Genomic DNA, 18968 nt, shown 5'->3' on the forward strand with positions numbered 1-18968 from the left:
ACACTTCGGATCGGCATTTAGTGAGGCTCATCGATATTGACGGTGGACGTTGACGGCGACAGGATCTCGGGCACCACCACCCTGATCCCTCCTGGGAGGCGCCATGACCCGTCCCCGCCTGCCCCGCCTGCGGACAGCCACCCGGTTGGCCGCACTCGCGCTGGCCACCGCCGGCGTGCTGCTCACCGTCGCCACCCCCGCCAGCGCCGCCGTGCCCACCGGCCGTTACGTCGCGCTGGGCGATTCGTACACCGCAGGTCCGCTGATCCCCACCCAGGTCGACCTCAACTGCCTGCGCTCCAACCGCAACTACCCGTCGCTGGTGGCGGCGTCCGCCGGCTCGTCGTCGTTCGCCGACGTGAGCTGCTCCGGCGCCACCACGGAGGACATCCTCTACGGCGGTAGTGGCCAACTGGGCATCACGTTGCCGCCGCAGCTCAACGCGGTCACGGCGAACACGTCGCTGGTGACGGTGCAGATCGGCGGCAACGACATCGGCTTCTCCGGCATCATCGGCGACTGCGCGGAGGCGAGCGTCAGCAGCCCGCTCGGATCTCCGTGCAAGAACCGGTACACCGCCGGAGGTGTCGATCAGTTGCAGGCGCGGATCGTCGCCGCCACGCCGAAGATCACCGCCGTGCTCCAGGCGGTCCGGCAGGCGGCGCCGGGCGCGCGGGTAGTGGTGCTCGGCTATCCGGCGATCCTGCCGGACAGCGGTTACGGCTGCTGGCCGGTCGTTCCGATCGCCTACCAGGACGTGCCGTACCTGCGTGGCGTCGAGAAGTCACTCAACGCGATGCTGGCCAGCGTCGCGAGCGCCAACGGCGCCACCTACGCCGATGTCTACACCCCGTCGATCGGCCGCGACGCGTGCAAGGGCAGCGGCACCCGGTGGATCGAGGGTCTGGTGCCGCAGAACTCGGCCGCGCCGTTCCACCCCAACGCCCGAGGCGAGCAGGGCATGGCCACCGCCCTGATTGCCAGGCTGAACAGCTGACCGGGCCGTAGACGGTTGAGCCCGCCCCGCCGGCAGCGGCGGGGCGGGTGACTCCTGCGTGCGCCGCGCGGCGGTGCCCAGACTCGCTGTGCTTGAGATCGAGGAGTCCGGGGTACCGAAAGCTATGCCGAATGTGGGGCAAGTCATCGGAGACCGTTACCGCCTGGTCGAAAGCATCGCCAGCGGTGGAATGGGTGACGTGTGGCGGGCGGTCGACGAAACCCTCGACCGCTGCGTGGCGGTGAAGATGCTGCAACCTCGGCTGGCTACCGACGGCGGCTTCGGTGAGCGGTTCCGGCGCGAGGCGCGGGCCATGGCAGCGCTGCGTCACCCGGGTGTCGCCCAGGTCTACGACTACGGTGAGGTGTCCCAGTCCGGAGCGCCGGTCCTCGCCTACATCGTGATGGAATGCGTGCAGGGGCAACCCTTGTCGGAGCGGATCGCCGAGGTCGGCCAGCTGGACGTGGCCGAGACGATGTCGATCGCCGCGCAGTCCGCCCGTGCCCTGCAGGCCGCGCATGACGCCGGTGTCGTCCACCGGGACGTCAAACCCAGCAATCTGATCATCGAGCCGGACGGACACGTCGTACTCGTCGATTTCGGTGTCGCGGTGACGCAGGAAGCGACGAGCCTGACCGGAGCGAACCAGATCGTCGGCACCGCCCTGTACATGGCACCCGAGCAGGTCGCGAAGAACGAGACCACACCGGCGATCGACATCTACGCGCTGGGGGCTGTCGTCTACCACTGCCTCGCCGGTCGACCGCCGCACCAGGGCGAGAATGCCGTCGCGGTGGCGCTGCGGCATCTCGAAGAGGAACCGTCGCCGCTACCCGAGGACGTTCCGGCGGAGGTCCGGCGTGTGGTCGCCACCGCGATGGCCAAGGAGCCCGCCCGTCGCTTTCCGACGGCAGCGGCCATGGCCGGGGCGGCGCAGGCACTCGCGGACCCGTCTGACCACCTGCTGTCCACAGCGACCGGGGCGACCGAGATCGGGGTGCGGACCGAGGTCACGGGTGCCCGGCGGTCGGCCCTCGGCGGCACGGTGAGCCGGGCCGTCACTCCTGGGCCCAGAGCGCTCGCGGTGCTTCTCGGATCGTTGGCCGCCGCAGTTGCCGTCCTGGTGCTCGCCGAACCCATCGGAATCATGCCCGGCCCGGCCGGGCGACCGTCGACGCCTCCCGTGGTGCCACCCGCGGTGTCGCCAACGGTGCCGCCGCAGCGGGAACCGGGCCCCGGCGTCGGCGGCGGTGAACCAGCCACCCGCAGTTCCGCGGGCATGCCGGTCCGAGCGCCCGGCTCCCCGACCCCGACGCCCACCCGGGCAGAGGGGACGGTGGATCCGTCGACGCCGTCCGGTGGAAGCACCACGGATGCGCCCGGTCCCACCGCGTCCGAGGGCGCTCCTGCTGAGCCGACGGCAGCCCCGACGAAAGCCCCGACGGCAGCCCCGACGGGCGGAACGACAGTGGCACCGACCGCGGGGACGACGGAGGGCCCAGCCGCGGACCCAACCTCGGAACCGTCGGCGGAGGAATCGTCGGCGGAGGAACCGTCGGCGGAGGAATCGACGGCCGAAGGAGAGGCCGCGGTGCCGCAGGTGTAGCGGACGGCGGCAGCGACCATGGTCTCGCAACTGGGCGTGCCGCGAGATCCGCCCTTTGCTCTGCACCCGCGGAAGCGCCACCCAGCTGTAGGCCGGTGGTGCCTCGGCGGGTGCAGAGCAAAGGGCGCGTCGAGCGGGGTCGGTCCGAGGCCTTCATGGACGCCGAGGCGGACGGGGGTTGCCTGCGCAACGCAGACTGGCGTGGCGACCGAGGCCGCCACGCCAGTGGTGCGATGTCAGGAACTGATCGGGGTCAACTGGTACGGCAGCTGATCGTCGGCCAGTTCCAGTTGCCGTTGGCCATGATCGTTACGCCGAAGTTGTTGCCGTTGCCGTTCGGCGTCGCGGTGACGGTGCCGCTGTTGCCGTTGACGGCGGCGTTCCAGCTGTTCTGAATGCTCTGACCGCCACCGAGGCCGAGGCTGACGACCCAGTTGTTGGTGCCGCTGACCGCGACATTGAGGTTGAACCGGTCACCCCACTGCTGGCCGGCGGAGATCGTCGCGTTGCAGTTTCCGGTCCCCGGATTGCCGGTGGTGGGCGGGGTGGTCGGGTTGCCGCCGCCGCTGCCCTCCCGGACGGTGATGTCGGAGCTTCCGCTGCTCTGGTAACCCTCGGTGGCCATGACCTGGTAGCTGTGGTTGGTGCCGAGGTTCAGGCCGGCCCGGGCCCAGGCGTCGAAGTGATTGGCGGTGGTGATCGTGCCACTCGAGCGCTTCTGCTGGCGGACGCTCCAGAACTGGTAGAACGTCTGGTTGCCGTCGATCGACGGGGCGTTGACCCGCTGGCTGCGGAGGATGTCGTAGGTGCCGCCGTCAGTGGTGACCGTGCCCATCCGCTGCGCGCCGCTGCTCGGGTTGTAACTGCCGAAGTTCTCCACCACGTAGTACTCGATGAGCGGGTTGCGCGTCCATCCGTACAGGGCGAGGTAGGTGTTGTTGTTGCCGGGGTTGTAGCTGCCCGAGTAGGTGACCGTCCGACGGTTGCCGGTGGCCCAACCCTTGCCGCCGACCCAGTTGTTGGTGCTCCTGTCCCAACTGCTGGTGTATCGGCCGTCGGCGCGCAGCGTCATGCTGGCGTTGCCGCTGTCCTTCCAGAACGAGAAGTAGTACCCGTTGTGCGTGCCGGTGAGGTTCGACGTGAGGGTCCGGTCGGCCTCGGCGTACGCGTTGGTGGCCGTCATCGTGCCGGCGACGGCCACGACGGCGGCGCATGCGGCGCCCAGGAGCAACCGCATGCGGCCGCGGCCTCTCGGTTTGGTGTGGCTGGTGTCGGTCATGGAACTGTTGCCTCCTCTGACGGCTGGCGGGGGCCAGCGGCGCGGTACGCCTCGGCAGGCTGCCGGTGGTCGGGTAACGGCCACGGCGTCGTACCGCTCGGTGGTGGTGGGACGGTCGTCCTGCACGACGACCGGAGAGGTGGGTCGTGGTGGCTGGTGCTGACGACAATCGAGCGCCGTCGATGGCGACCGTATTAACCCAGCCGTCTACTTGTCAACAATTTTCGGAAACAAGGTGGCAACGCCGCTGTCGTCACCGAGCGGCATCAATCCAGGTCAGTAGTCGATCAGAGCTCAGGGCCGTCGTCACGGAGTCGTGATGGCGGAGCGCCGGGCCAAGTGGGGGTCGCCGAAACTTCCGGAGACTTTCCGGACCGCATGCCGGTCAGCGACGCCGCAGGGCGTTGAGCCGGGCGGCCTGGCGGGTCAGATGGTCGCGTTCGGCGAGGTTGGGGGCCTGCTGGGCGGCCTTGGCGTACAGCCGTGCCGCCGTTGCCAGATCGCCGTCGCGCTCGTGCAGGTACGCCGCCACCGCCGTGTACCGGGGCAGCGCGTCGTCCACCGCCGCGAGCGCCGTCAGGCCGGCTCGGGGGCCGTCGGCCTCACCGACCGCCACCGCGCGGTTGAGTCGGACGACCGGGTTCCCGGTCAGGCGCGCGAGTTCGTCGTACCACTCCACGATCTGCACCCAGTCGGTCTCCACGGCGGTCGGCGCGTCCGCGTGCAGTGCCGCGATGGCCGCCTGGGCCTGGAACTCGCCCAGCTGGTCGCGGGCCAGGGCCGCCTGCAGGATCTCGACGCCCTCGGCGATCGACCGGGTGTCCCAGCGCCTGCGGTCCTGCTCCGCGAGCGGCACCAGGCTGCCGTCGGGCGCGGTCCGAGCGGCGCGCCGGGCGTGGTGCAACAGCATGAGGGCGAGCAGCCCCGCCACCTCGGGGTGGTCGATCGCGGCCGCGAGCTGCCGGGTGAGCCGGATGGCCTCGGCGGCGAGGTCCACGTCACCGGAGTAGCCCTCGTTGAAGACCAGGTAGAGGACGCGCAGCACGGTGGCGACGTCACCGGGTCGGTCGAAGCGCAGCCCGGAGACGGTGCGCTTGGCCCTGCTGATGCGCTGCGCCATGGTCGCCTCGGGCACCAGGTAGGCGTGGGCGATCTGTCGGGTGGTCAGCCCGCCGACGGCGCGCAGCGTGAGCGCGACCGCCGACGACGGCGTCAGCGACGGGTGGGCGCACAGGAAGTAGAGCTGGAGCGTGTCGTCCACCGTGCGGGCCGGCCCCGGCGCCGGCTCCTCGTCGACCAGATCCTCACGCCGGCGGCGAGCGGCGTCGGCTCGGGCCGCGTCGAGGAACCGTCGCCACGCCACAGTCGTCAGCCAGCCCTTCGGGTCACGCGGCGGGTCGGCCGGCCAGACCCGGACCGCCTCGACCAGGGCGTCCTGCACGGCGTCCTCGGCCGCCGCGAAGTCGATTCCGCGGCGGACGAGGATCCCGAGGACGCTCGGCGTGAGGCTTCGCAGCAGCGTCTCGTCCATCGGACCGTCACTCCGTGATGGTGGGCGGCTCGCTGAGGAAGGGGCGCAGCTCCAGCCACTCGTGGATCGGCTTCCCGCCCGCCCCGGGAGCGGCGGACAGCTCACCGGCCAGCTCGACGGCCCGGTCGTAGCTGTCGACGTCGATCACCATCCAGCCGGCGATGAGATCCTTGGTCTCCGCGAACGGGCCGTCGGTGACCGGCGGGCGACCCTCGCCGTCGTACCGGACCCACGCTCCCTCCGGGGCGAGCGCCTGACCGTCGACGAACTCGCCGGTGCCCTCGAGTCGGGTCGCGAAGTCGCGCATGTACTGCATGTGCGCCGAGATCTCCGCCGGCGTCCACTGGTCCATGGGCACGTCGTTCACCCCGGCCGGGCCGCCCCGGTAGTGCTTGAGCAGCAGGTACTTCGCCATCGTGATGCTCCTCGGGTGCTGGTGGTGACCCATCGTGGTCACGTTCACTCCGGGGACGAAGCCGGTCGGCACTTCTCGACATGGCTGTCCGGTTTTTCTCCTCCCGCAGGTTAACCTCGGGTGAATCGTCCGCCGTTGGGGCACCGCGAGCGGCGCAAAACTTGATTCGTTCCAAAATAGTGAGCTAGTGTTCGTACCCGTGATGTCCGACTTCGAGGCGCAGCTGCGGGCTGCCTCGTTGCGCGTGACCCGGCCCCGGTTGGCGGTGCTCGCGGCGCTGCGCGACCACCCGCACGTCGGCACCGACGCGGTGATCGAGCTGGTCCGCGCGGACCATCCCGCGGTCTCCCACCAGGCGGTGTACGACGTGCTGCGGGTGCTCACCGACGCCGGCCTGGTGCGGCGCATCCAGCCGGCCGGGGCGACCGCCCGCTACGAGTCCCGGATCGCGGACAATCACCACCATGTCGTGTGCCGCTCCTGCGGCGCCATCGCCGACGTCGACTGCGCCGTCGGTCACGCACCCTGTCTCACCGCCTCCGGCGACCACGGTTTCACGGTCGACGAGGCGGAGGTCGTCTACTGGGGCACCTGCCCCGACTGCGCGACCGAACGCACGCCCCAGAGATCCGCAAGCTCGGAAGGAAGTACATGAGCGACACCCAGGACAACGGCCCCACCAGTGCGCAGGGCGTGGACCAGAAGGCAGCGGCCGGCTGCCCGGTCGCGCACGACTCGGTGACCGCGCACGGCAGCGAGAGTGAGAACCCGGCGATCGACTCGCCGACCCCGAAGACCGGCGGTCGTCCGCGCACCAACCGGGACTGGTGGCCCAACCAGCTCGACCTCTCGGTGCTGCATGCCCACTCGTCCAAGGGCAACCCGCTGGGCGAGAACTTCAGCTACGCCAGGGAGTTCGCGAAGCTCGACGTCGAGGCCCTCAAGCGCGACATCGTCGAGGTGCTCACCACCTCGCAGGACTGGTGGCCGGCCGACTTCGGCCACTACGGCGGCCTGATGATCCGGATGAGCTGGCACGCCGCCGGCACGTACCGCATCGAGGACGGTCGGGGCGGCGCCGGCGACGGTGGGCAGCGGTTCGCGCCGCTGAACAGCTGGCCGGACAACGCCAACCTGGACAAGGCCCGCCGGCTGCTCTGGCCGGTGAAGCAGAAGTACGGCCAGAAGATCTCCTGGGCCGACCTGCTCGTGCTCGCCGGCAACGTCGCCCTGGAGTCGATGGGCTTCAAGACCTTCGGCTTCGGCTTCGGTCGCGAGGACGTCTGGGAGCCCGAGGAGATCTTCTGGGGTCCGGAGGACACCTGGCTGGGCGACGAGCGCTACGCCTCCGAGAAGGAGATGGCGGCCGGCGTCGGCTCGACCGAGATGGGGCTCATCTACGTCAACCCGGAGGGCCCGCGCGGTAACGCGGACCCGGCCGCGGCGGCGCACTTCATCCGCGAGACCTTCGGCCGGATGGCGATGAACGACGAGGAGACCGTCGCCCTGATCGCCGGTGGTCACACCTTCGGTAAGACCCACGGTGCCGGCGTCGCCGACAACCACGTGGGCCCGGAGCCCGAGGGTGCCCCGCTGGAGGCGCAGGGCCTGGGCTGGCTGAGCACCCACGGCAGCGGCAAGGGCGGCGACACGATCACCAGTGGTCTCGAGGTGACGTGGACCGACGTGCCGACGCAGTGGAGCAACCGCTTCTTCGAGATCCTCTTCGGCTACGAGTGGGAGCTCACCACCAGCCCGGGTGGCGCCAAGCAGTGGGTCGCCAAGGACGCCGAGGCGATCATCCCGGACCCCTTCGACCCGGCGAAGAAGCACCGTCCGACGATGCTCACGACCGACCTGTCGCTGCGCGTCGACCCGGCGTACGAGAAGATCTCCCGCCGCTTCCTGGAGAACCCCGACGAGTTCGCGCTGGCCTTCGCCAAGGCGTGGTACAAGCTGCTGCACCGCGACATGGGCCCGATCGAGCGCTTCCTCGGGCCGTGGGTGGCCGAGCCGCAGCTGTGGCAGGACCCGGTGCCGGCCGTCGACCACGAGCTGGTGGGTGACGCCGACATCGCCGCCCTCAAGGCGAAGGTCCTCCAGGCCGGTCTCACGATCGACCAGCTGGTCTCCACCGCCTGGGCCTCGGCTGCGAGCTTCCGGTACACCGACAAGCGCGGTGGCGCCAACGGGGCCCGCATTCGCCTCGAGCCGCAGCGCAGCTGGGAGGTCAACCAGCCCGAGCAGCTGGCGACCGTCCTCGCCACCCTGGAGGGCATCCAGCAGGAGTTCAACTCCGCTGGTGGGGCGACCATCTCGCTCGCCGACCTGATCGTGCTGGCCGGTACGGCCGCCGTCGAGAAGGCCGCGCGGGACGCTGGCGTCGAGGTGACCGTGCCGTTCCGGCCGGGCCGCACCGACGCGACCCAGGAGCAGACCGACACCGACTCCTTCCGGGTCATGGAGCCGCGCGCCGACGGTTTCCGCAACTACCTGCGCGCCGGCGAGAAGACCCAGCCGGAGGTGCTGCTCATCGACCGGGCCTACATGCTCAACCTGACCGCGCCCGAGATGACCGTCCTCATCGGCGGCCTGCGCTCCCTCGGCGCCAACGTCGGCGGCAGCCAGCACGGTGTCCTCACCGACCGGCCGGGCGTGCTCACCAACGACTTCTTCGCCAACCTGCTCTCCCCGGGCACCCGGTGGAGCGCGTCGAAGTCCGACGAGCACGTGTACGAGATTCGCGACCTGGCCACCGATGAGGTGAAGTGGACCGCCACCGCGGTCGATCTCATCTTCGGGTCCAACTCGCAGCTGCGTGCCCTCGCGGAGGTCTACGCCAGCCAGGACGCCCGCGACAAGTTCGTGGCGGACTTCGTGGCCGCCTGGACCAAGGTCATGGAGCTCGACCGGTTCGATCTCGCCTGACAGGTAGCACCGACGAGCCCCGGCCGACCCCAGTGGTCGACCGGGGCTCGTCGCCGTTCGCGTGCCGTTCGACGCGGCACCAGCGCCGTCCACCTCGATGTCACCCCCGGTGCCATTCCCTTCGCGACGAATCCCATGGATGATTTTCCTGTCTCATTGATCAGCTGGCGGACGGGCCCATCCATGGCAAGGTGTTGACCCTGCCCGGGCGGCGGGCGCGGACCTAGTCACGCAGGGAGTCAACGTGGCCCATCCCGACCTGCAGGCCGAGGACGTGGACCAGCACGCCGCAAGCCCTGCGATACCCCGGCAGCGGGTGGTCCCCGCCCGGCGGTCCCGAGCGGGCGTCGCCGACAGCGCCGTCGCCTGGCGTCCGCTGCGGATCGCGATGATCGGCCAGAAGGGGATGCCGGCGACCTACGGCGGGATCGAACGGCACGTGGAGGAGATGGCCAGCCGGCTCGCCAGCTACGGCCACGAGGTCACCGTCTACTGCCGTCGGAGCTACGGCGAGACGCCCGCCGACGGCTACCGGGGCGTACGGCTGCGCCAGACCCACACGATCGCGAGCAAGCACCTCGATGCCATCGTGCACGCGGCGACCTCGACCATGGCGGCGATGGCCGCGCGGCCCGACATCGTGCACTACCACGGGCTCGGGCCGGCCCTGGTCGCCCCACTTCCGCGCGCCCTGTCCCGGGCGCGCGTGGTGTTGACCGTGCACGGGCTGGACAACCAGCGGGGCAAGTGGGGGCTCGCCGCGCGGGCGGTGCTGGGCAGCGCCCACTGGTTCAGCGGGTACGTCCCGCACCAGCGGGTGGCGGTCTCCCAGGGGCTCGCCGCCCACTACTCCGCCCGGTTCGGCCGCCCGACGACCTACATCCCGAACGGAGTGAACCCGGCCCGACCAGCGCGGACCCGTCAGATCAAGGACCGGTTCGGGCTGACCCCCGGCGGCTATCTGCTGCTGGTCGGTCGGCTGGTGCCGGAGAAGGCGGCCGACCTGTTGATCCGGGCCTTCCGCCGGACCGAGACCCCGATGCGCCTGGCGATCGTCGGAGGGTCGTCGTTCACCGACGACTTCGTCGACCGGCTGCGCCGGGAAGCAGGGGCGGACGAGCGGATCGTCTTCACCGGGTTCGCCTACGGCGATCTGCTCGCTGAGCTGTACGCCGGTGCCGCCGGCTTCGTCCAACCGTCCCGGTTGGAGGGACTGCCGTTGACGTTGCTGGAGGCGGCCGCGTACGGGCTACCGGTGGTCGCCAGCGACATCGCGCCGCACGTCGAGGTGCTCAAGTCCGACACCGTCGGCGGGCGGTTGTTCCGCGACGGCGACGAGGACGACCTGGTCCGGGTGTTGACGTCGCTGCTCGCCGACCTGCCGGCTGAACGGGCCGGTGCCGTGGCGCTGGGCGAGCGGATCACCAACAGGTACAGCTGGGACACCGCCGCCCGCGAGTTGGAGCAGCTCTATCTCCGGCTGGCTCCGGAGCCGAGCCGCCGGGTCCGGGCACAACCCACGGAGGCCGCCGACTGACCGGACGGCCTCAGCCGGGGGAGTGTCGGATCAGCCCCCCGGGGGACGGAGCAGTCGGTGCAACGGCCCCTTCTGCCGTCGAGGTGACAGGACTAGATTGAACCGATCTTGTGCCGGGAGGACATCGGTTGGCCGCGCCCGGCAGCGGCCGGGCAGCGTCGATTCAGTTCAGTGGGATCAGTGGAACAACACACGCAGCAGGTCACTCCGCTCATGACCAAGCGGCTCGACCCGACCCGCCTGCTCACCGGCGGGGCGGCGCTGGCCGCCGCGGTCGTGGCGGTGGTCGCGGGTGTCTCCATGGCGGCCGGTGACCGCAGGGGCATGGTGCTGCCGCTCGCGGCGGTCGCGGGGATCGCGGTGGCCGTCCTCGCGCTGACCCGCTTCGCCGGGTACGTGCTGCTGATGCTCGCGGTGCGCTCCTGCGTCGACCTGTTCAAGCTGACCGGCCCGAGCGCCGGCCAGGCCGACTCCGCCGGAACGGCCCGGGCGGTGGACCCCTCCACCCTGCTCGCGGTGCTGTTCCTCCTCGCCGCCGGGCTCTGGCTGGCCGCACAGCTCAGCCGGCACGGGCGGCTGCGCGGCTCCCCGCTCAGCTGGGCCATGCTGCTCGTCGGAGCCAGCAGCGTGGTCAGCGCCCTCGGTGCCAGCCGGCCGGCGAACAGCCTGTTGGAGGCGTTGCGGATCCTCACCGTGGTGGTGATGTTCGTGGTGCTGGAACAGCTCATGCCGGACACCGCGGCGATCCGTCGGGTCCTGCTCGCCTGCTACGCCTCCCTGGTGCTGGCGCTGGGCTACACCGTCGTCATGTCGCTGCTCGGCAACCCGCCAGCCGAGGTGAAGGGCGACTTCACCCGGATCAGCGGCACGTTCAGCCAGTCGACCACGTTCGGCCGCTACCTGATGTTCATGGTGATCTTCGGGTTCGCTGTGTACCGCTTCCTGGATCGTCGCCTGCGGGCGTCCCTCGGGGTGCTGCTCGCGCTCTCGCTGCTGTTCCTGCTGCTCAGCAACACCCGCAGCGCCCTGCTCGGCGCGGCGATCGGCCTGGTGGTGGTCGCCGCACTGCATCGCAGCAAGCGGATGCTGGTCACCCTCTGCGTGGTGGCGGTCGCCGGGGTGGCAGTGGTGCCCGCCGTCGGCGAACGCTTCGCCCAACTCGGTACGTCGCGCGCGGTCGGCGGAGACCCGACCGGAAACACCCTGGCCTGGCGGATCGGCTACTGGACCGAGATCGTGACGCTCGCCGACCGGAACCCGGTGACCGGCATCGGGCCGAACATGACTCAGCGTGAGACCGACGAGGCGAAGAAGCCGCACAACGACTTCCTGCGCGCGTACGTGGAGACCGGGTTGCTCGGTCTCGGGGCGTACCTGCTGATGCTGTTCGCCTTCCTGCACACCGCGCGGAACGCGCTGCGGCGCGCGCCTCCGGGCAGCTTCGAGCGCGGCGTCGCGGTCGGGTTCACCGGGTGCGCCGCCGCGTTCGTGGCGGTCAGCGCCGCCTCCAACGTCATTTCCAACGTGGTCACCCTCTGGTACTTCGTCGCGTTCGCCGCGGCGGCCAGCGTGATCGCCCGCCAACCGGCTCCGAACCTGACCGGCGAGCAGCCACGAGGCACGTCCGTCCCGGTTTGACTGAACGACAGCATTGGGGAAAAAGTGGAGATCGTCGACTACCTGCGGGTCGCCCGGCGGCGCCTCTGGGTACTCGTGGGGGTGCCGGTGCTCGCCACCGGCGCCGCGGCCGCCATCGTCCTGCTCGCGCCACAGCAGTTCAGCGGGACCGCGTACGTGGCGGCGCCGGCGCTGGTGGGCGGCGCGGCCGGGACGCAGTACACCGGTACGCAGGCGGCGAACCAGTTCGTCGCGGCGTTCGGCGCGGCGGTCACCTCACCCCGCGTCCTCGCCGACGTGGCCACTGACACCGGGGTGTCGCCGGAGCGGTTGCGTGACGGGCTTGCCATCACCCAGGTCGGCGCGAGCAGCCAGTTGGAGGTGACGTACACCGCCGGCGACCGGGCGACTGTCGCGCCGGTGCTGACCGCGACCACCACCCGGGCGCTGGCCTTCCTCTTCTCCTCCCAGGTCGGCATCGCCACCGGTGAGGTCGAGGCGGCCAACGCCGACGTCACAGCCGCGACCAAGGCGATCGGTGAGTGGGAGAAGGCGAACAAGGTCTCCCAGCCGGACCGGATCTACCAGGCCACGCTGGGCGAGCTGACCAGTCTGCGCCAGCAGCAGCTCTCCATGCAGGCGGTCGGCAACGGCCGGGGTGTCGACGCGGCGACCGCCGCGATCACCGCCGCTCAGAAGAAGCTCGACGAGCTGGGGCCGAAGCTCCCCGACTACCAGGCCCTGCTCGCCCAGCGGGACGCGGCCACCAACGCCCTCTCCCAGGCGCGGGAAGGGTTGCAGGCGGCGCGGGCGCAGGCCCAGGCCGCCGATCCGTTGCAGGTGACCAGCATCGGCGAGGCGCACGAGGTGAGCCGGATGACGGAGCTGGTGCGCACCGCCCTGCCGGTGGGCGGTGCGGGTCTGCTGCTCGGGGTGCTGCTGGTGGGCGTACTCGAACTGCTCTCCCGGGGTCGTGCCGCCGCCCGGCCGGTGGCCCCGGCGGCGACCACCGCGGCCCCCTCGGCGCCGGCGGAGACCGTGACCGCGGCACGGCCGTGACCGTCGGAGAACGGGCCGCCGGGTGCGCGAGGTGACCGGCCGGTCGCCGGCCGCGCCGGAGGCCGGCGACCAGCAGGTACGCGGCATGGCCCGCGGCGGTGTGCTGAACCTGGGCAGCGCCGTGCTCAGCCAGGTGGCGCTCTTCCTGGTCATGCTGTTGCTGGCCCGGGTTCTGGGTGTACGCGAACTCGGCCGGTACGCCCAGGTCTACGCCGTGCTGTCGCTGCTGGGGCTGCTCTCGCTCTCCGGTTTCCGGGCCGGGCTGACCCGGTTCGTGGCGGTGCACCTCGCCGACGACGAGCCGGCCGCCCTCCGGGGCACGATCCGCCTCGGGATCGGCATCTCGGCCGTGGCGTCCACAGTGATCGCCCTCGGCCTGGCGGTCGGCGCGCCGTGGCTCGCCGACGCCCTGCACGACCCGCAGCTCACCACCGGGCTGCGGTTGGCGGCGCTCTGCCTGCCCGCCGCGACCGTCTGCGAGGCCGCGCTCGCGGCCACCCGGGGGTGGCGCACGCAGCGGGCCTACGCGCTCATCGGCCAGGTCTACGAGCCGGCCGCCCGGCTGGTGCTCACCGCGCTGGCGCTCGTCCTCGGGGCGGGCCTGACCGGTGCGTTCTGGGCGCTGGTGGCGGCGAGCTGGAGCGCGGCCGGGCTCGCCCTCGTGGCGCTGGCGCGGATGGTGCGCCGGGTGCCCGCCGCCCGGCCCGCGTACCGGCCGGGCGAGCTGTTCCGGTTCTCCACAGTCAGCTGGGTCTCCTCGTTGTCGTCCACCGGGCTGATCTGGGTGGACGCGTTGCTGCTCGGCTTCTTCGACTACGGTCCCGACGCGATCGGCGTCTACCACGTGGCGACCCGGCTGGTCACGATCGCGGTGTTCGTGCTGGCACCGGTGAACGCCTCGTTCGGTCCGCACCTGGCGCACCTCTACCACCAGGGTCGACTGGACGAGGTACGCCGGATCTACCGGGTCGCCACCGGTTGGGTGCTCCGGCTGTCGTTGCCGGCCTTCGTGGCGTTGCTGGTCTTCCCGGAGCAGTTGCTGCGGCTGGTCGGCGGGCCGGGTCTGGCCGGTGGTGCGGCGGTGACTGTGGTGCTGGCGCTCGGCCAGCTCGTCAACGCCGCCACCGGGCCCTGCGGGACGCTGCTGAACATGTCCGGCCGGGTCTCGGTCAACATGGTGGACAACCTCGCGGCCCTGCTGCTCAACGTCCTGCTCAACCTCTGGCTCATCCCGGCGTACGGCATTCTCGGCGCGGCGGTGGCCTGGGCGGTGTCGTTGGCGACGGTGAACGTCGCCCGGGTCTGGCAGGTGCGCGCGCAGGTGCACACCGTGCCGGTGACGGCCGGCATGGTCAAGGGCCTGATCGCCGCGCTGGTCGCGATGGGCGTCGGGTTCGGTGTGCGGTGGTTGGTCGAGGGCGGGACCGCGCAGCTCGCGGTCGGTCTGGCCGCGATCGTGGCGGCGTACCTCGCCGTGGTGCTCGCCCTCGGGCTCAGTCGGGAGGACGTCATGGTGTTGCGCTCGGTGACCCGCCGAGGTGGTCGACGCGCCCCAGCCGACCCGGCCGGCCCCGCCGACGGTGCCGGTGTGGGCGCCGGCCGTCCCGTGGTCCGCTCGTGACCGGCGTCGCGCGGCGTCAGGTCACCGACCGGCTGCGTCGGGGGGTACGCGCGGCGCGGGCCTGGGGACGCGCGGCCCGGCCGGGAGAGCCTGGTCCGCTGCCCGACTTCCTGGTGATCGGTGGGCAGCGCTGCGGCACCACGTCGCTGTACCACCATCTCGCCGCGCATCCCCAGGTCCGGGTGGCCAGCGGTAAGGAGTTGCAGTACTTCAGCGTCCACCATGGTCGGGGGGTGCGGTGGTACCGGGGGCACTTCCCGCGCCTCGCCCCGGGTGAGCGCACGTTCGAGGCGAGCCCCTACTACCTGTTCCATCCGAGGGTGCCGGCCCGGGTCGCGGCGACCCTGCCGCAGGCCCGCTTCGTCGTCCTGCTGCGGGATCCGGTGCAGCGGGCCTACTCGCACTACCTGCACACCCGCTCCTACGGCTTGGAGTCGCTGTCCTTCGCGGACGCGCTCGACGCGGAGGAGGAGCGGCTGGCCCGGGCGACGCGCGGCGGCCCGGACAGCGCCGCCGCGCACCGGGCGTTGCGTAATTATTCGTACGCGGCCCGGGGTCGCTACGCCGAGCAGTTGGACCGGTGGTTCGCGCAGGTCCCGCGGGAACGGATCCACGTCGCCCGGACCGAAGACCTGCACACCGACCCGGCCGGCACGTACGGCGACATGCTGCGCTTCCTCGGCCTGCCGGCCTTCACCCCCGAGGCGTTCACCAGGCACACCCGTCGCGTCGACCACGGCGTCTCGCAGCTGACCCCGGCTCTGCGCGAGCGTCTGGGCGCGTACTTCGCGCCGCACAACGAGCGACTGGCGGCCCTGTTGGGCTGGCCCGATCCCTGGCCCGCCGCCTAGCGCGCGTTTCGGACGTGTCGCCCGGTCCAGGCCGGGCCCACCCGCCGCCGCAGCCCGCCGATCTTGCACTTTCTGCCCCGACATAAGTCACAGAAGCCGTGAGACGGCGACAGAAAGTGCAAGATCGGCGGGGTGAGGTCGACACCTGCCGTTCGTCAACCTTCGTCAGGAATGGGTTAGCGGACGGCGGCGAGGATCCGGTCCACCGGCTGGTCGGCGCGGAGCAGGACGGGGACGTCGGTGACTGTGGTGCCGCCACCGGCCGCGCCCAGCGGGGAACCCACCGCCCCGGTCCGTCCGCCCGGTGTCGCCGGCACGGTCACCGGCGTGTTCGACGCCGACCAGAGCACCAGCGTGCTCGTCCCGCCCCGGACGAACGCGACCCCGTGCAGCCTGCCGGCCACCGGGGCGGGCAGCGGGGTGACGGTGGCGTCCCGGGCCGCGTCGGCCAGGGCGGCCAGCATCCGGCCGGCCTCCCGTTCGCCGCCGTCCGGGTCGAGCAGGCCGTAGCGGACCTCGCTGCCGGCGGCGTTGTTCGGGTTGTACGCCAACGGCAGCCAACTGATCTCGCCGATCCCGCCGCCGACCAGCAGGGTGACCGTCTTGACCATCTCCGCCGCCCGGCTGGCCGGGTCGCCGTCGCCGTCGCGCCAGAACTGCCCGACCTCCCACGCCTGGATCGGCACACCCGGCGGTGTGGTGGCGCGTAGGTAGTCCAGCAGCGGGGCCACCCCGCTGAAGTGCTCGTAGAAGTGCACCTGACGGACGTCGACGGTGCGGTCGGTCAGCAGCGACTCGGTCACCGCCAGGAAGCGCAGGCTGCGGCTGTTGGTCTCGGTGGCGAGTGCCCGGCGCAGCTGCGCCTCCCCGGTCACCGCCGGGATCTGCTGCCCCCGGGTGCCGACCCGACGTTGGAAGTACGCCTGGTAGGCGGCGATGGCCTCGGGCACCCGACCGGCGCGTACCAGCCGGTCGGCGACACCCATGCCGTACGCGACGCTGCTGATGCCGGAGTCGACCACCCGCGCCTTCGGGTCGGTCGCGCGGATCGTCTCGGCGGCGGCCCGGACCAGCCGCGCGTACTCCTCGGGGCTGCCGGCCCAGTAGCTCGGCGCGTTGACCTCGTTCTCGATGGCGTACTCCCGCACTCCGTACGGGCCGTAGCGCTGCACCACCGAGCGGACGAACCGCTGGTACGCGCCGAGGTCGGTGGGCATGGCCGACTCGGTCTTGTTCGCCGCGCCCCGGGTGTAGCGGGCGGTGCCACCGGTCGCCCAGCACACGCCGGTGCGGATCTTCAGGTGCACTGTGATGCCCAGCTCCCGGCTGCGCGACGCTATCTCGTCCAGCGCGGCCCAGTCGGCCTGCCCCGAGGTCCGTTCGATGTCGCACCAGGAGATCTCCTCGTACGTCGCCGAACCGGCGAGCCGGCGCAGGTACGGCTCGAACTGCTCATATCGCGACCAGTCCCAGTGCGCGCCGAACGGGTTGCTCACCTGGTCGGCGGTGCGCCCCGGCGTGCCGGCTCCGGGCGCCGCCGTCGCGGAGGGGGTGGCCGCAGGTGGCGGATCGTCGCCGCCGGCGGTGCAGCCGGCGGTGAGCAGAAGGGTGGTGGCGACGGCGGTGGCGACCGCGCGCAGCCGGCCGGGGCGGGTCACCGGTAGCCCAGCGCGCGCAGGGTCGGACCGGAGAAGACCCAGACCAGCAGGCGGAGGAACGGGTCGAGTTCGCGGCGGTAGCTGCCCACCCGGGAGCCGTAGATCGGCGCGGTGTCGCCCACGGCCGCGCGTCGTCGCTCCGCCTCGGTGGTGTACTTCTGGGCCACGTCGTGCTGCTTGCTGTCGTAGTCGAGGATGCCGTCCTCCCAGGGCTCGCCGAGGAACTCGAAGAGGCCCCGCATCGCCTTCTCCGGCTCGCTGACCGCCTGCTCGTACCGCAGCTCGTAGTAGCGGTCCGCCGGCAGGGTGGCGCCGACGGCCCGCGCGGCGCGGATGTAGCGAGGCCACTTCACCACGCACTTCACAGCGGACCAGTAGCCGAACCGTTTGCGGTGCGAGACCACCACGTCGCGTCCGTCCCGGATGAGGTGCACGATCTGGGCGTCCGGGAAGACCTCGGTGACGAAGTCGAGCGACATCGCGTACAGCGGGGTCTTGTCGGCCCACCGGGTCTTGCCCCGCGCGGCGGCGTAGTCGGCGTGCACGCCGCCGAAGAAGTCCCGGATCCGACGCAGCCAGTCCTCGCGCGGAAAACCGAAGCGGGCCAGTCGTTCCCAGTCCCGGCCAACGATCCGTCGCAGGTCCGGCAGGAACCGGGTCTCCGGGCCGCAGCTGATCCGCGAGTGCGAGTCCAGGACGAGGCGCACCATCGTGGTGCCCGACCGCTGGCAGCCGACCAGGAAGATCGGCGCGGTACTGGTTCCGGTCTCACCCACTGTCAACCGCCTTCGTCGTCTCGGATGGGGTGTCGGCCGCGGCGCGGTCGAGCCGGTCGGTCAGCTCGTCGCAGCGGGCCCGGACGCGCGGGTCGATCGGTAGCCGTCGGTGGCCGGCCGCACCGTGCGACGTGCGTGGGGCGATGTGCGCGTGCAGCCGGGGATGGTAGGGGAAGTCGAGGAAGGCGCAGAGCCGCCGGAGCTGCGCGGCGGGATCGGTGACCAGGCTCTCGTAGCGGCAGAGCAGCACGTCGGCCCGCCGGTCCAGGCCGAGCTGGAAGAACAGCGAGTTGCGGACGTACCAGAACAGCGCGGCGCCGCTGTGCGGATCCAACCGTTGCGGGTCGTGGACCCGGATCAGCTCGATGGTGTCGGCGTCGAGGCGTTGCCCCTGCCACCGGCGGCCGATGCTGCCGTCGGCGATGGCGCGCAGGGCCCGCAGGTTCGCGTCACCGAACTTGGCGACCTCGGAGCGGGCCCGGTCGTCGACGTCGCGGTAGACCCAGAGCGCGCGCCCCGGCGTCACCCCCGGCAGGGCCAGCAGCTCGTCCACGCGGTGGCTCTCGCAGAGCGGCTTGACCAGGACGTACGCGTGCCGGCTGCGGTGGAGGGTGGCGGTCAGCACCGGGTCGGGGCGCAGTTGGAAGCGGCGGAAGAGGGTGCTGTCGTTCTCGTTGCGGACCTCGACCTCTCCGGCGGCGTCCAGGCCCCGGACCAGCATGTTCGTGCCGGAGCGTTGCAGACCGACCAGGTAGACGGGCATCGCCGAGCCGGGCGTCCGGCCGGCTCGGCGGCGCCAGCGTCGCTTCGCCAGGGCGGTACCGATCCGGTCGACCGGGTTGAGGCGGTCCTCCTCGATCAGCCGTCCGATCCCCTCGGTACGCGCCCAGCGCAGATGCCGCCGGACCCGCCGCGCGGTGTACGCGAGCGCGGAGACCTCGTCGTCGGCTGCCACGGTCCTCCTCGTCGGACACCGGCCCGCCCCTGCACCAGGGCGGGTGCGACCGGCGGCAGCCAGGCTATCGGGAGATCATGGCGGGAGGCCAGGCTGCGGACCGCACGGGCAGACGAAGATCACCCGTTCAGCCACATG

At 71.5% G+C, this 18968-nt stretch carries 15 protein-coding genes; 9 read left to right on the forward strand and 6 right to left on the reverse strand.

What is annotated here, in order from left to right; genetic code table 11:
• Positions 1 to 103: 103 nt before the first annotated feature.
• Entirely contained in the window at positions 104 to 997 is an 894-nt protein-coding gene (locus tag ACIA47_RS18170; protein WP_203116198.1) for an SGNH/GDSL hydrolase family protein, read from the forward strand.
• A 124-nt stretch (positions 998 to 1121) separates the two neighbouring features.
• Entirely contained in the window at positions 1122 to 2603 is a 1482-nt protein-coding gene (locus ACIA47_RS18175) for a protein kinase (RefSeq protein ID WP_396709243.1), read from the forward strand.
• A 253-nt stretch (positions 2604 to 2856) separates the two neighbouring features.
• Here ACIA47_RS18175 and ACIA47_RS18180 read toward each other — a convergent pair whose 3' ends face one another.
• The 3 genes from ACIA47_RS18180 to ACIA47_RS18190 form a co-directional block, all read right to left on the reverse strand.
• The gene (locus tag ACIA47_RS18180) at positions 2857 to 3882 is read right to left on the reverse strand and encodes a glycoside hydrolase family 11 protein (protein ID WP_203116200.1); all 1026 of its coding nucleotides are present in this window, start codon (positions 3880 to 3882) and stop codon (positions 2857 to 2859) included.
• A 385-nt stretch (positions 3883 to 4267) separates the two neighbouring features.
• On the reverse strand, positions 4268 to 5413 hold the full coding sequence (locus tag ACIA47_RS18185) for an RNA polymerase sigma factor (protein WP_396709245.1): 1146 nt from the start codon (positions 5411 to 5413) through the stop codon (positions 4268 to 4270).
• Between the two features lie 7 nt (positions 5414 to 5420).
• Positions 5421 to 5828 carry a YciI family protein gene (locus tag ACIA47_RS18190; RefSeq protein ID WP_355432073.1) on the reverse strand — a complete coding sequence of 136 codons (408 nt, stop codon included), beginning with the start codon at positions 5826 to 5828 and terminating at the stop codon, positions 5421 to 5423.
• Between the two features lie 199 nt (positions 5829 to 6027).
• Here ACIA47_RS18190 and ACIA47_RS18195 point away from each other — a divergent pair, with 199 nt between their 5' ends.
• The 7 genes from ACIA47_RS18195 (at position 6028) to ACIA47_RS18225 (ending at position 15441) form a co-directional block, all read left to right on the forward strand.
• The gene (locus tag ACIA47_RS18195) at positions 6028 to 6483 is read left to right on the forward strand and encodes a Fur family transcriptional regulator (RefSeq protein ID WP_396709358.1); all 456 of its coding nucleotides are present in this window, start codon (positions 6028 to 6030) and stop codon (positions 6481 to 6483) included.
• Positions 6480 to 8756, forward strand: a complete 2277-nt coding sequence (gene katG / locus ACIA47_RS18200; protein ID WP_396709248.1) for a catalase/peroxidase HPI — start codon at positions 6480 to 6482, stop codon at positions 8754 to 8756. Before ACIA47_RS18195 ends, katG begins: the two co-directional genes overlap by 4 nt.
• A gap of 244 nt (positions 8757 to 9000) precedes the next feature.
• Positions 9001 to 10293, forward strand: a complete 1293-nt coding sequence (locus ACIA47_RS18205) for a glycosyltransferase family 4 protein (RefSeq protein WP_396709250.1) — start codon at positions 9001 to 9003, stop codon at positions 10291 to 10293.
• 180 nt (positions 10294 to 10473) lie between these two features.
• A complete protein-coding gene (locus ACIA47_RS18210; RefSeq protein ID WP_396709252.1) occupies positions 10474 to 11931 on the forward strand; it encodes an O-antigen ligase family protein in 1458 nt (485 codons plus the stop codon).
• 24 nt (positions 11932 to 11955) lie between these two features.
• A complete protein-coding gene (locus tag ACIA47_RS18215) occupies positions 11956 to 12969 on the forward strand; it encodes a Wzz/FepE/Etk N-terminal domain-containing protein (protein ID WP_396709254.1) in 1014 nt (337 codons plus the stop codon).
• A 31-nt stretch (positions 12970 to 13000) separates the two neighbouring features.
• On the forward strand, positions 13001 to 14590 hold the full coding sequence (locus ACIA47_RS18220) for a flippase (RefSeq protein WP_203119565.1): 1590 nt from the start codon (positions 13001 to 13003) through the stop codon (positions 14588 to 14590).
• Positions 14587 to 15441, forward strand: coding sequence for a sulfotransferase (locus tag ACIA47_RS18225; RefSeq protein WP_203119567.1), 855 nt, complete (start codon positions 14587 to 14589; stop codon positions 15439 to 15441). The genes ACIA47_RS18220 and ACIA47_RS18225 overlap by 4 nt, the downstream gene beginning before the upstream one ends.
• Positions 15442 to 15617: 176 nt before the next feature.
• Here ACIA47_RS18225 and ACIA47_RS18230 read toward each other — a convergent pair whose 3' ends face one another.
• From ACIA47_RS18230 to ACIA47_RS18240, 3 genes are read right to left on the reverse strand one after another with little or no spacing between them, the layout of a single operon-like run.
• On the reverse strand, positions 15618 to 17099 hold the full coding sequence (locus ACIA47_RS18230; protein ID WP_396709257.1) for a hypothetical protein: 1482 nt from the start codon (positions 17097 to 17099) through the stop codon (positions 15618 to 15620).
• Entirely contained in the window at positions 17096 to 17875 is a 780-nt protein-coding gene (locus ACIA47_RS18235; protein ID WP_203119573.1) for a sulfotransferase, read from the reverse strand. The genes ACIA47_RS18230 and ACIA47_RS18235 overlap by 4 nt, the downstream gene beginning before the upstream one ends.
• Positions 17868 to 18830, reverse strand: a complete 963-nt coding sequence (locus ACIA47_RS18240) for a hypothetical protein (protein ID WP_396709259.1) — start codon at positions 18828 to 18830, stop codon at positions 17868 to 17870. The genes ACIA47_RS18235 and ACIA47_RS18240 overlap by 8 nt, the downstream gene beginning before the upstream one ends.
• Positions 18831 to 18968 lie beyond the last annotated feature (138 nt).

This window comes from Micromonospora sp. NPDC051227, from assembly GCF_044455385.1.
Taxonomy (GTDB): domain Bacteria; phylum Actinomycetota; class Actinomycetes; order Mycobacteriales; family Micromonosporaceae; genus Micromonospora.